This is a genomic window from Kitasatospora sp. NPDC048722 (assembly GCF_040650235.1).
In the GTDB taxonomy this organism is placed as follows: domain Bacteria; phylum Actinomycetota; class Actinomycetes; order Streptomycetales; family Streptomycetaceae; genus Kitasatospora.
The window spans coordinates 22,842-34,987 of record NZ_JBEZGX010000079.1 but is presented as its reverse complement, the minus strand read 5'-3'; the positions used below and the strand labels follow the sequence as shown (position 1 = coordinate 34,987).

Here is a 12,146-nt window from a genome sequence, read left to right as displayed (position 1 = left end):
TTGTTCTTCAGTGTGCTCTTCCGTTCTGGCCCGGTCCGGGGACCGGGCCGATCGGGCGAGGTGCCGGGCCCGGCTGCGGGTTCAGCCGTCGACGGTCTCCCGGCGCCCCTGAGGGTCAGTGCAAGCGGTCGGCGTCGAGGGCGGGGAAGGTGAACTGCCCGCCCAGGTGGGCGAAGACCGGGTCATCGCCGGCGGGCTCGCCGTGCGCCGCGTGCACGGCCTCGGCGTGGACCTCGGCGTCGTCGGCCGGGGCGTAGCCGAGCGCGCGGGCCTCGTCGAGGGAGACCCAGCCGCCGCGCGTGTTGGGCGAGACGCCGTAGACGATGCGGTAGCCGGGCTTCTCGACCACCAGGCAGGCCTCCAGCAGGCGGGCGCAGTCGTCCGGGGAGAGCCAGGTGGAGAGGGCGCGGGGGTTCGGCGGTTCGGCGAAGCAGGTCATGATGCGGACGCAGATGACGTCGAGGCCGTAGCGGTGGTGGTAGAGCGCGCCGAGGGCCTCGCCGGTCGCCTTGGAGACGCCGTAGTAGGTGTCGGGCAGCGGCGGGGTGTCGGCGGTGAGCGGGTACTCCGCGGGCGTGCGGTAGCCGACGACGTGGTTGGAGGAGGCGAAGACGACGCGGGGCACGCCGGCGCGGCGGGCGGCTTCGAAGACGGTGTAGGTGCCGTGGATGTTGACGTCGAGGATCCGCTCCCACGGCGCTTCGAGGGAGATCCCGCCGAGGTGGATCACGGCGTCGACGCCTTCGCAGGCGGCGCGCATCGCGTCGGCGTCGGTGACGGAGGCCCGGACGGCCTCCTCGCCCTCGCCGGGGTCGAGCGGCACGAGGTCGAGCAGCCGGAGGGTGCGGCCGGGGCGGGCGAGCCGGGGGCGGACGAGGCTGCCGACAGCGCCTGCCGCACCGGTGACGAGGATGCGGGACACGGTGACTCCCTTGGCCGGGGACGGGTCCGCCCCATGCTCACAGAGGCCGAGGGCGGTTCACAAGAATGACTGTCATTCAGGTATGAGAACGCCGATCCCTTGACCTCTTCGCCCGGGCCCTCCTACGCTCCGGCGGTGCCCATTGCCGGTGCTCAGTGGCGGTACGCGGCTGTCGCGATCTCGACGAAGGACCGGACCAGCGGGTTGGTGGCGCCCTCGTTCCAGACCGCCACCACTCGGCTCGGCGCCATGTCGATCAGGGGTACGACGACCAGCTCCGCGGGCAGGTCGTGTCCGAGCGGGGCCAGGCCGACCGTGCCGTTCCACAGCACGGCCTGAAGGCATTCATGGACGGCGCGCACCACCGGGCCCTCCCGCGGCGTGCCGCCGTTCCAGTACGACTGCCAGACGGGATCGGTGCCCGGCGGGAACTGGAACCAGCGGCGGTCGCTCAGCTCGGCCAGCCGCAGCCGGTCGTGGCGGGCCAGCGGGTCGTCGGCGCGCAGGACGACGCCGACCGGATCGGTCCGCAGCGCACGCACCGTCAGGGCGGTCCCGTCGAACGGCGCCCGGGTCAGCGCTACGTCGACCAGTCCGGCGCGCAGCCCGCAGGTCGGGTCGGTCAGATCCGTGTCGCGGATGCGGATGTCGACACCGGGGTGTCTGCTGCGGTAGGCGGCGGCCAGCCTGGCCATTCCCGGGTCGGTGCCGTCGCCCAGGATCCCGACGGTGATGGCCGCGACACCGGCCGCCGCACTCACCCGCATCCGGACGCGGTCGGCGTGGTCGAGCAGGGCCCGCGCCTCGTCGAGCAGCACCGTGCCCACCGGAGTGAGCGTGACGCCCGTGGGCGAGCGGGCGAACAGCAGGGCCCCGACATCGGCCTCCAGTTGCTTGATCGCCCGGCTCAGCGGCGGCTGACTCATGTGCAGTCGGGTGGCGGCCCGGCCGAAGTGGAGTTCCTCGGCGACCGCCACGAAGTAGCGCAGGGTTCGTAGCTCCACGCTGCAACGATACCCATGAGGTATCGGCGCCGCGGGACGGGTCTTGGACAGCCGTGCGGCCTCGGCGGTGCACTTGTGCGCATGACCGAAGAAGCGAAGACCAGCGTCCCGCAGGCCGACCCCGTCGTATCGGTGGTGGGTCCCGGCGAGGGCGAGACGATCGTTCTGGGCACCACGCGCATGCGCGTCCTGGAGGACGGCAGCCACACCGGACACCGCCTCGCGATCGCCGAGTCCGTCCTCGCCCCGCACACCGAGGGGCCGCCGCAGCACCGCCACGGCCGACACGACGAGGGCTTCTACGTCCTCTCCGGCACCGTGCGGTTCACCGTCGGAGAGGAGGACCATGACGTCATCGCGGGCACGCTCGTGATGGTCCCGCCCGGCACCCCGCACACCTTCGCCAACCTCACCGACCACCCCGCGGTCATGCTCAGCACGTTCACCCCCGACCTGTACGTGCAGTACTTCCGGGACCTCCAGGAGTCGCTCTCCGGCGGCCGACCGCTGACGCCACAGGCCAACATCGACGCGATGAGCCGCTACGCGACCGAGCCCGCCACCGACCACGCCTGACGCCGGCCAGGCCCGCCACCGACCACGCCTGACGCCGGCCAGGCCTGCCGCCGGCCACGCCTGATCCATCGAACGGGAACCATGAACATCGCCTATTGGATCGTCGCGGGACTGCTCGCGCTCTTCCACGTCTACGCGGGCACGCTGAAGGTGATCCGCAGCCGGGACGACCTCCGGCCGATGATGGCCTGGGTCGACCGCACGCCCTTGCCCGCCGTCAGGGCACTGGGGACGGTCGAGTTGCTCGGCGCGACCGGCCTGATCCTGCCGCCGCTGACGGGCATCGCTCCCTCGCTGGCGCCGCCTGCGGCCATCGGCTTCGTCCTCCTGCAGACCGGCGCGATCGCCGTCCACCTGACCGGTGGAGACCGCCGGATCGCACTCAACGCCGGGCTCACCGCCACTGCGGCAGTGACCGCCTGGCTGGCCACCCGGTTGTGACGAGGGGTCTGGCCGAGGTGAGCTCAAGGGGCAGCGGGATAAACCGCTCCATCACCGTTTTCCGTCAGAATTCCGGTCGTGAGCACGCCACTTGGACCCGACTCGTTCGAACTCCCGGTCTCGAACCGGCGATCCGGACAGTGACCCGGCGTCCGCGCGATCGTGACGGGAGCCTCCTCCGGGATCGGCATCGAGACGGCTCGTGCCTTGACCGCAGCTGGGGCCCAGGTGACGCTCGCCGTGCGAAACACGGCTGCGGGTGTTGCCGTCGCCGGAACGATCGAGAGCTCGACCGGAGGGATCCGCCCCCGAGTCGCCCGGCTGGACCTCGACGACAAGGCCACCGTCACGTCGTCCGTCGACGCGTGGAGCGGCCCGCTCCACCTGCTGGTCAACAACGCCGGCGTGGTCACCGGTGGCCTCGAACGAACCCGCGAGGGTTGGGAGTTGCAGTTCGCGACGAACCACCTGGGTCACCTCGCACTCGCCATCGGCCTCCAAGGACCCCGAAGGCCCGGCCCTCGTCTTCCCGGTGGAGGCCTGGCGATCCTTCGTCACCGCCGTCCGGGCCGGCGAGTTCGGCGAGGTATGAGCCGACCGCGCGCTCGGCCGGGCCTCACCCGGCCGAGCGTGTCGTAATTCTCTCGCCACCAACGCCCCTTCACCGCTACCGTCCCCCCAAAGATCACGGAGGGGGCGCGCCGATGCGGCCGTTACTGCTACTCGACGTCGACGGGCCGCTCAACCCCGCCGCCCGCAAGCCCCACCGCCGGCCGCCCGGCTACGAGACCCACCGGCTCCTCACTCCCCGTTGGGAAGCCTCCGAGCGGCGGCGGCTCACCGAGTGGGGGCTGCCGAACAAGGCCCCCAAGCCCCTCCGGGTCTGGCTGAACCCCGACCACGGACCGGAGTTGACCGCCCTCCCCTTCGACCTCGTCTGGGCGACCACCTGGGAAGACGAAGCCAACGCCTTCGTCTCCCCCGTCCTCGGGCTGCCCGAACTCCCCGTCATCACCTGGTCCGAACCCCGGCCCACCCCGCCGGACGGTGTCTTCTGGAAGACCCCCGAGATCGTCGCCTGGTCCAAGGGCCGCCCGTTCGCCTGGGTCGACGACCAGATCACCGACGCCGACCGCGCCTGGACGGCCGCCCACCACGACGGCCCGGCCCTCCTCCACCGCGTCAACGACCGAACCGGCCTGACGACCGACGACTTCACCACGCTCCGGCAGTGGGCGGATCAACTCACAGGTGCCGCGTGGCCAGCGCCAGCCGCTCCTGGGCCTCGAACAGCGCGTCGCGGATCATCTGTTCGCGCCCCGGCGTGAGCCGCGCGATCGGGACGGAGCAGCTGACCGCGTCCCGGGCCGGCGTGCGGTACGGGACGGCGACGGCGTAGCAGCACAGACCCAGCGTGTTCTCCTCCCGGTCGGTCGCGTAGCCGCGTTCGCGGATGGCCCGGAGGTCGTCGAGCAGAGCGGCCCGAGTCGTGTGGGTGCGGTCGGTCAGCGGCTCCAGGCGCTCGGGCAGCAGCCGCCCGATCTCCTCGTCCGACATCGTCGCCAGGAGCGCCTTGCCGAGGGCCGTCGCGTGGGCGGGCAGCCGGCGGCCGACCCGGGTGACCGGACGCAGGTAGTGCTGGGAGGTTCGGGTGGCGAGGTAGACGACGTCGGTGCCGTCGAGGCGGGCGAGGTGGATGGTCTCGGTGGTGTCGTCGGCGAGGCGGTCGAGCGCCGGGCGCGTGGAGGCGACGGCCTCGTCCCCGTCGATGTAGGCGGTGCCGACGAGCAGCGCCCGAACCCCTATGCCGTACCGGGTGCCCGTCAGGTCGGTCTCCACCCAGCCGTGGTCGACCAGTGTGCGCAGCAGCATGTACAGGCTGCTCTTCGGGTAGCCGAGGGCCTCCTGGACGTCGGCGAGGCTGTGCAGTCCGGGACGCTCGGCGAAGTACTCCAGCACCTCGACCGTGCGGACGGCGGACTTCACGCCCGCCGCTGCGGTGGTGGCGGCGGAACTCGGCTGCGCCATCAGGTCCTCCCTGTTCACGTACGCGGCGTGGCTGCGAGCAATATAGCCGGGCCGTCGGCGCCGAAACCGGCGAGGCGTTCACACTCCTGAACCTCGTCCAGACTCTTGACTGGGACACGTCCACGGCCGTGTCATGGTGAGCGGCCCCCGCACGACACAGCGCGAACTCCCCTGCCGCCAGAGCCGAAGGACCGTCATGAAGCGCTTGCTCACCGCCCTCTGCGCCTCCCTCGCCCTCCTCGCCACCGCTCCCGTCCAAGCCACCGCGGTCACCGGGGCGAAGACCACCGACGCAGCCGCCTGGACCGGCGACTTCACCGGCTACGGCACCAGCACCTGGGCCAGGGCCTGGGGCACCCTCACCAAGGGCAGGTGGGGCCAGCAGAATCTCAGCCTCGTCAACGACCCGGCCGCCCCCGGCGACGGCTCCGCGCTCCAGGTGTTCTACGGTGCCGGGTCCTCCGCCAACTCCTGCTCCGACTGCCCCTCCAGCGGCGGTGGCCAGTTCTACACCGACCTCCCCACCCTCGGTCTCGGTGACCTCGCCAACTCCACCACCCTGGACCTGAAGTACAGCCTCAAGCTGCCCGCCGGCTTCGACTTCGGCAAGGCCGGCAAGCTCCCCGGCCTGTACGGCGGCTCCCCCGGCGAGGCGTCCGGCGGCAACCACGGCAACGCCTGGTCCACCCGCTACATGTGGCGCAACCCCGGCTCCGGCGTCGGCAACGGCGAGGTGTACCTCTACACCCCCACCAACTCCGGCCCCACCGGCTACGGCGTCGACCTCGGCCTCGGCTCCTGGCAGTGGCCCGCCGACGGCGCCTGGCACAGCGTCGAGCAACTCGTCGACCGTGGCAGCGGCGACCTCACCGTCTGGCTCGACGGCGCCCAGGTCTTCACCCAACCCGGCGCGGGCGCCCCGGACCTCGCGTCGATCCCGTTCAGCGGCGTGTTCTTCTCCACCTTCTACGGCGGCCACGACACCTCGTGGGGCCCGTCCACCGACCAGTACGCCTACTTCGCGCACTTCAGCCTCTCCACCGGCGTCCAGCACTGAACGGCGCCGAGGCCCGGTCCCCCAGCCCGGTCGCCGCGGCGGTCAGCTCCCCAGGAAGCGCAGAACCGCCAGCACCCTGCGGTTGGCACCGTCGTCCCGCGGCAGCCGCAGTTTGTCGAACACCGCGTTGACGTGCTTCTCCACCGCGCTCCTGGAGACGAACAGCTGCTGGGCGATGGCCGTGTTGGTGCATCCCTGGGCCATGAGCGTCAGCACCTGCCGCTCACGGTCCGTCAGCAGATCGAGGTCGTCGGTGTGACGCGTGCGGGCCAGGAGGCGGCGCACCACCTCCGGGTCGAAGACCGTGCCGCCGGCGTGCACCCGGTCCAGTGCCGACAGGAACTCCTCCACCCTCGCGACCCTGTCCTTCAGCAGGTATCCCACGCCGCGGGTGTCGGCCGCCAGCAGTTCAGCGGCGTACCGCTGCTCGACGTACTGCGACAGCACCAGCACCCCGACCCGCGGGTGCTCGGACCGCAGCCGCAGCGCGGCCCGCAGCCCCTCGTCGGTGTGGCTGGGGGGCATGCGCACGTCCACGACGGTGACGTCCGGCGGGTCGGCGGCCACGGCGGCCAGCAGCGTGTCCGCGTCACCCACCGCGGCCGCCACGTCGTGCCCTTCGTCCGCCAGCAGACGGACCAGACCCTCGCGCAGCAGTGCGGAGTCCTCGGCGATCATCACCCGCACGGCAGCTCCGCGACCACGTGGGTGGGGCCGCCCGGCGGGCTCTCGATGCTCAGACGCCCGTCCAGCGCGGCGATGCGGCGGGCCAGCCCGGACAGTCCCGGACCTGCGGGATCGGCACCGCCGCGTCCGTCGTCGCGCACCGACACCCGTACCCCGTCGGTGTCCTGGTCGATCGTCACCTCGATCCGGCTCGCCGCGGCGTGCTTGGCCGCGTTGGTGAGGGCCTCGCGCACCGCGAAGTAGGCGGCCGTCTCGACCGCAGGGGCCGGGCGCCGGGTCAGATCGCCGCTGAAGCGCACCGGGACGGGCGAGCGTTCGGCGTCCACGGCCAGCGCCTCGCGCAGCCCCAGCTCGTCCAGCGAGGCCGGATACACCCGCCACGCCACCTCCCGCAGCTCCTCCAACGCCCGCTCGGCCTCGGTCTGTGCCTGCCGGTACAGCTCGTCCGAGTTCCTGCGCCGGGCCCGTCCGAGCAGCATCGCCACCACGACCAGCCGTTGCTGCAGCCCGTCGTGCAGGTCGCGCTCGATGCGGCGTCGCTCGGCGTCCACGGCCTCGACGATCCCGGACCGGGTGGCGGCCAGCTCGTCGATCCGGCGGCGCATCCGGGCCAGTTCGTCGGGGCCGAGGAAGCGGTGCACCAGCCTCCGCTCCAGCTGGGCGACGGCGGCCAGTCCCGCCAGGTCGAGGAAGAGCAGCAGGAGGCCGACCGCGAGGAGGTATCCGGCGACCGGCCACGTGGGCTCCATGCCGTCGGCCTCCTGCCCGCCCAGCCAGCGCGACAGTCCCGACGCAGCCGTCCATGCGCCCGCCACCAGCAGGAACAGTGCCCCGCCGCCGAGCAGCCCGACCGGGACGCGGCACCACAGGTAGGCCGCGGCCCGTCGCGGTTCGATGTCGTCCGGGCAGCCCGGAGCAGCGGCGGGGCCGCCGAGCAGGACGGCAACACGCAGCTGCTCCAGCGCGGCCAGGCGGACCACCGGCCCGGCGGACCGCACCAACACCCCCGCGGCGATGACGGCGGGCCCGGCGCACGCCGAGACCGAGCCCAGAGCGAGGCCGGCCACCGCACGCACCGACCTCATGACCGGTGCCGGGCGCCCGGGCGGCGGCGCAGCCGCACCAGGAACCAGCGGGCGACGGCCAGCGCCGCCAGTACCACCACTGCCTTCGACACCCATCCCCCGTACTCCTCCACCAACCGCCAGTTGTCGCCGAGCCAGTATCCCAACAGCACGAACACGCTGTTCCACACCAGGCTCCCGACAGCGGTCAGGGCGGTGAAGGCCGGCAGCGGCATACGCTGGATCCCGGCGGGGAGGGAGATGAGGCTGCGCACCACCGGCACCATGCGGGCGAGCAACACGGCGGCCCGGCCGCGCCGTTGGAACCACGCCTCGGCCCGGTCGATCTCGTGCAGATGGACCAGGGGGATGCGGGCGGCGAGCGCGCGGGTGCGGTCGCGTCCCAGGAGGGCGCCTGCGGCATACACGATCCAGGAGCCGACGACGGAGCCGACCGTGGTCCAGACGATGACGGCGGGCAGGCTCAACCGGCCCTGGCCGGCGGCGAATCCCGCGACGGGGAGGATGATCTCGCTGGGGATGAACGGCAGGACGGTGTCGACGAGGTTGGTCAGTCCGGCGCCCGCGGCACCAAGAGCGTCCATGACGTCGACGGCCCATCCGGCGATGCCGCTCGCGGGTTCGCCGGATGCGGTGAGGAACGGCGCGGAGGCCGATGCGGTGATCATGGCTTCACGCTAGGAGGCGGGCGAAGCCGCGACCATGCGGTCAACCGCCCGACCGTCCTGTGGTTTTCCGCAGTCCCCGGCGCGAGGACGCGCTCGTCGGCCGCGAGCAGCCCGCGGGCCGTGCGGGAGAGGAACCAAGCCCCGAAGGCTCGGGCCGGGACGGCGCTGGGCCCGGCCGGCGAGCGCGGAAGCGGTTGAGGAAGGCGGGGAGGAAGGTGGTGCCTTCCAGGCGGGCGGGGATCGCGCCCGGGCAGTAGTGGGCTCCGCCGCCGATGCGCACAGGCCGTGCGGCAGTGCCGACAACCATGATCGGGCCCACGCGCCGGCCGGCCGGGTCCAGGTGATCCGAACGAGTGGACTCGCCGGGGTGGGCGGCGGGGACGAGCGTCGCGGGCGGGCCGCCGTGGTGAATGGTGCCGTCCGAGCCCGTGACCCCCTGGAAGAGGCACCCCGACGTGCGACGCACCCACTACCGCAGGCTGTTCGCCACGACGCTGTTCGTGGCCTCCGTACTCGCCCCCGTGACGGCTGCCCCCGCCGCGACCGTCGCCACCGCGGCCGTGCCCGCCGCAGCGGTCGAGCGGTGCCACCACGGCGTGTGCCCGGGGTCCACCCTCGGTCCCGAGTTGACCGCTCGGCTGGACGAGAAGATCGAGGAGGTGCGCCGACAGGCGGGTATCCCCGGGGTCGTGGTCGGGCTGTGGATGCCGGGCATGGGCGACTACGTCCGTGCGACCGGCGTCGCGGACAAGACCACCGGCGCGCCGATGGCCCTCGACTCGCGGATCCGGATCGGCAGCGAGACCAAGACCTTCACGGTCACCGCGCTGCTGGAGCTCGTGGACGAGGGCAGGGTCGGGCTGGACGACAAGATCTCCGACTACGTCGACGGCGTGCCGTGCGGCGACCGGATCACGCTGCGCCAGCTCGCCGAGATGCGCAGCGGGCTGTTCCCGTACACCTCGGACGCGGGCTTCGCCCACGACCTGGAGAGCGATCCGACCCGCGCCTTCACGCCGCAGGAGGTGCTCGCGTACGGCTTCAAGCACGACAACACGTTCGGGCCGGGCGAGCAGTTCCAGTACTCCAACACCAACCTCGTCCTGCTCGGCCTGGTGGTGGAGAAGGTCACCGGCCGGCCGCTGGCCGACGTGATCCAGGAGCGGGTGGTGCGCCCGTCGCACCTGCACCACACGTTCCTCCCCAGCGGGGCCGAGTTCCCGGAACCGCACCCGCGCGGTTACACGAACCAGACGCTGACCGGCGAGACCGTGGACTCCACCGACTGGAACCCGAGCTGGGCCTGGGCGGCCGGCGCGATGATCTCGGACCTTCCGGACCTGCGCCACTGGGCCGAAGTCGTCGCCACCGGGCGCCTCCTGAGCCCCGAGACCCAGGCGCAGCGGCTCATGACGCTCCCGACCGGTTTCCCCGGGACCGGCTACGGCCTCGGCATCTTCGACACCAACGGCTGGATCGGCCACAACGGCTCGATCCCCGGCTACGAGACGGTGACCGTCTACCTGCCGTCCCGGAAGGCCACCCTGGTCATCATGATCAACACCGACTCCAAGACCGGGGGCCAGGAGCCCTCCACCCTCCTCGCCCGCGCGATCACCGCCATCGTGACCCCGGACAACGTCTACGACGGTTCGGCCACGGCCGGTTGACGGATCAGGGGGCGTGCAGCGGTCGGCCACTGCACGCCCCCGGCCAGGTCCTTACAGACGGGCCGACGCTCTGCGCCCGCAGGTCCCCACACGGACGGGGTGCTGTCGCAGCCGGTCACAGCCTCGGGACCGTTCGTCACGGCCGCCGTCGACCTGGTCGTCCGCGCATTGCCCGGTGATCCTCAGGGGCGGAGAATGGAACACGGGGTGCCTGCCTCAGCCTCAGGAAGGGAGCTTCCGATGGCCTGGCGTATCGAGGGTACGTATTTCGAGAACTGCAATTGCGACATGGTGTGCCCCTGCACCACCTCCGGCCTCTCGGCTCCGGCGGACCACGACCGTTGCCGGGTGTTCCTGGCCTTCCACGTCGGCTCCGGCCAGGTCGACGACGTCGACGTGAGCGGTCTGACGGTCGCCGTGGTGGCCGACACCCCGCCGCTCATGAGCGAGGGCGACTGGCGGATGGGCGTGATCATGGACGCGGCCGCCTCGCCGGAGCAGGCCGAAGCACTCGGGGCGGTCTTCTCCGGTCAGCGTGGCGGCCCGATGGAGGCCCTCGGGCCGCTGGTCGGCGAGATGCTCGGGCTGGAGGTCGCCCGGATCGACTACGCCGAGGAAGGCCGGAGCCACCGCGTGCGGATCGGTGACGCGATCGACATCGAGGTCGAGGACTTCGTCTCTCCGCTCGACGCGACCGGAAAGGGCGTGAGGGTCAGCGGCGTGGGCTTCCCCGCGGACACCCTCGCGGCCGGAGTCGCGACGAGGTCGCACGTGAACGCCTTCGGTCTCGAGTTCGCAAACGAAGGGAAGAACGCCTTCTCGGCGCCGTTCTCCTGGGCGGCCTGAATGCCCGCACAGATCGCTCGACGGGCCGTCGTCCCGGCGAGCTGGGTTGCGCTGCTCGCCGCGGCGGCACTGGCCTGGGTCCTGACGGTCCGCAGCTCGTCGGGCATGATGCCCGGGCCAGGCACGATGGGGCGCGACCTGTGGGGATTCCTGGTCCTGTGGGGGCTCATGATGGCCGCGATGATGCTCCCCGCCGTCACGCCCGTCGTTTCGTTGTACCTGCGGACGCTACGCGCCCACGCGACGGGTTGGACGCGCGCGGGCCGTAGCACCGGACTGGTCGTCGGCTACCTGTGCGCGTGGGAGGCCTTCGGGCTGGCCGCGTTCGGCGCGGCCTGGGCGGGCGGTGAACTCGCCGCCCGGGCTCCGAGCGCCGCGCCCTGGGTCGGCGCCGTCCTGCTGGCGGGGGCCGGCCTGTACCAGATGACCCCGCTCAAGGACCGCTGCCTGAGCCACTGTCGCTCCCCCGTCGGTTTCCTCATGCGCTTCGGCGGCTACTCCGGGCGGCTGCGCGACCTGCGCGTCGGCCTCTATCACGGCGGTTTCTGCGTCGGCTGCTGCTGGGGCCTGATGGTCGTCCTGATCGTGGTCGGCGTGATGAACCTCGCCTGGATGGCCGGTCTGGCCGCGGCCGTGTTCCTGGAGAAGACCTGGCGCCACGGCAAGGCGTTCAGCCTCGTCCTGGGTGCCGCCCTGCTCGGCTACGCCTGCTTCGTGCCCTGGAACCCGGGCCTGGTACCGGGACTGCACGTGTCGTCGACCATGCCCATGTGAGCAGGCTTCCGGCGGACGTAGGGAGCGGATCGTGCCGTGAGCGGCCGGTGGACGGGCGCCGGCGCACCGCACGCCGCCGCCCGCGCCGTCAGCCCTGCGCGGAGACGCTCGCGAACCGGTCGGCGACGGCGGGGAGCCCGGCGTGAGCCGTGCGTCATGACCGGCGTGTGACTGCCCGTGTCTGGATACCAGTCGGCCCGCCCGGCGCTCACAGTCCCGGCACACTCCGTGCGGCCGGACTGACGCTCCGCCACACCGGCGCGCCCCGGACGACCGCGGGTCCGGTCGAGCGGTCCTGACGGGGCATCGACAATGAGAACCGTTTCCAAACAATCGCCCATCAGATGGTCAATCTCTCGTGTAACCCGGGGGTAGGACGTCCCAGGTC

13 protein-coding genes and 2 pseudogenes are annotated in these 12,146 nt (G+C 72.1%); 9 read left to right on the top strand and 6 right to left on the bottom strand.

Annotation, left to right across the window (positions count from 1 at the left end):
• Nucleotides 1-115: 115 nt before the first annotated feature.
• Entirely contained in the window at nucleotides 116-922 is an 807-nt protein-coding gene (locus AB0C76_RS36940) for an NAD(P)-dependent oxidoreductase (protein ID WP_359974152.1), read from the bottom strand.
• A gap of 152 nt (nucleotides 923-1,074) precedes the next feature.
• Nucleotides 1,075-1,926: a LysR substrate-binding domain-containing protein gene (locus AB0C76_RS36935; protein ID WP_359974150.1), complete on the bottom strand. Its 852-nt coding sequence runs from the start codon at nucleotides 1,924-1,926 to the stop codon at nucleotides 1,075-1,077.
• Nucleotides 1,927-2,007: 81 nt separating this feature from the next.
• Here AB0C76_RS36935 and AB0C76_RS36930 point away from each other — a divergent pair, with 81 nt between their 5' ends.
• The 5 genes and pseudogenes from AB0C76_RS36930 (at nucleotide 2,008) to AB0C76_RS36910 (ending at nucleotide 4,271) form a co-directional block, all read left to right on the top strand.
• On the top strand, nucleotides 2,008-2,502 hold the full coding sequence (locus tag AB0C76_RS36930) for a cupin domain-containing protein (RefSeq protein ID WP_359974148.1): 495 nt from the start codon (nucleotides 2,008-2,010) through the stop codon (nucleotides 2,500-2,502).
• 81 nt (nucleotides 2,503-2,583) lie between these two features.
• The gene (locus AB0C76_RS36925; RefSeq protein ID WP_359974146.1) at nucleotides 2,584-2,943 is read left to right on the top strand and encodes a DoxX family protein; all 360 of its coding nucleotides are present in this window, start codon (nucleotides 2,584-2,586) and stop codon (nucleotides 2,941-2,943) included.
• A gap of 159 nt (nucleotides 2,944-3,102) precedes the next feature.
• Nucleotides 3,103-3,441, top strand: a pseudogene (locus AB0C76_RS36920) (SDR family NAD(P)-dependent oxidoreductase); the annotation flags it as partial.
• Nucleotides 3,440-3,535: pseudogene (locus tag AB0C76_RS36915) on the top strand (DUF397 domain-containing protein); the annotation flags it as partial. The pseudogenes AB0C76_RS36920 and AB0C76_RS36915, both read left to right, overlap by 2 nt.
• 112 nt (nucleotides 3,536-3,647) lie before the next feature.
• A complete protein-coding gene (locus tag AB0C76_RS36910; protein WP_359974144.1) occupies nucleotides 3,648-4,271 on the top strand; it encodes a hypothetical protein in 624 nt (207 codons plus the stop codon).
• Here AB0C76_RS36910 and AB0C76_RS36905 read toward each other — a convergent pair.
• The gene (locus AB0C76_RS36905) at nucleotides 4,189-4,971 is read right to left on the bottom strand and encodes an IclR family transcriptional regulator (RefSeq protein WP_359974142.1); all 783 of its coding nucleotides are present in this window, start codon (nucleotides 4,969-4,971) and stop codon (nucleotides 4,189-4,191) included. The genes AB0C76_RS36910 and AB0C76_RS36905 overlap by 83 nt on opposite strands.
• 196 nt (nucleotides 4,972-5,167) lie before the next feature.
• Here AB0C76_RS36905 and AB0C76_RS36900 point away from each other — a divergent pair, with 196 nt between their 5' ends.
• Nucleotides 5,168-6,028 (top strand): polysaccharide lyase, encoded by an 861-nt coding sequence (locus AB0C76_RS36900; RefSeq protein ID WP_359974140.1) that lies wholly within the window; start codon nucleotides 5,168-5,170, stop codon nucleotides 6,026-6,028.
• Between the two features lie 42 nt (nucleotides 6,029-6,070).
• Here the strand turns inward: AB0C76_RS36900 and AB0C76_RS36895 are convergent, their stop codons facing one another.
• The 3 genes from AB0C76_RS36895 to AB0C76_RS36885 are packed head-to-tail and all read right to left on the bottom strand — an operon-like array spanning nucleotide 6,071 to nucleotide 8,468.
• A complete protein-coding gene (locus AB0C76_RS36895) occupies nucleotides 6,071-6,715 on the bottom strand; it encodes a response regulator transcription factor (RefSeq protein ID WP_359974138.1) in 645 nt (214 codons plus the stop codon).
• Nucleotides 6,706-7,782 (bottom strand): sensor histidine kinase, encoded by a 1,077-nt coding sequence (locus AB0C76_RS36890; protein WP_359974136.1) that lies wholly within the window; start codon nucleotides 7,780-7,782, stop codon nucleotides 6,706-6,708. Before AB0C76_RS36890 ends, AB0C76_RS36895 begins: the two co-directional genes overlap by 10 nt.
• A gap of 14 nt (nucleotides 7,783-7,796) precedes the next feature.
• Entirely contained in the window at nucleotides 7,797-8,468 is a 672-nt protein-coding gene (locus tag AB0C76_RS36885) for a DedA family protein (RefSeq protein WP_359974134.1), read from the bottom strand.
• 455 nt (nucleotides 8,469-8,923) lie between these two features.
• Between AB0C76_RS36885 and AB0C76_RS36880 the strand changes: the two genes are divergently transcribed.
• The 3 genes from AB0C76_RS36880 to AB0C76_RS36870 all read left to right on the top strand — a co-directional run bounded on the left by AB0C76_RS36880 (nucleotide 8,924) and on the right by AB0C76_RS36870 (nucleotide 11,758).
• Nucleotides 8,924-10,138, top strand: coding sequence for a serine hydrolase domain-containing protein (locus AB0C76_RS36880; RefSeq protein WP_359974133.1), 1,215 nt, complete (start codon nucleotides 8,924-8,926; stop codon nucleotides 10,136-10,138).
• 240 nt (nucleotides 10,139-10,378) lie between these two features.
• Nucleotides 10,379-10,984, top strand: coding sequence for a DUF1326 domain-containing protein (locus AB0C76_RS36875; RefSeq protein ID WP_359974131.1), 606 nt, complete (start codon nucleotides 10,379-10,381; stop codon nucleotides 10,982-10,984).
• On the top strand, nucleotides 10,985-11,758 hold the full coding sequence (locus AB0C76_RS36870; protein ID WP_359974129.1) for a DUF2182 domain-containing protein: 774 nt from the start codon (nucleotides 10,985-10,987) through the stop codon (nucleotides 11,756-11,758).
• Nucleotides 11,759-12,146: the final 388 nt, after the last annotated feature.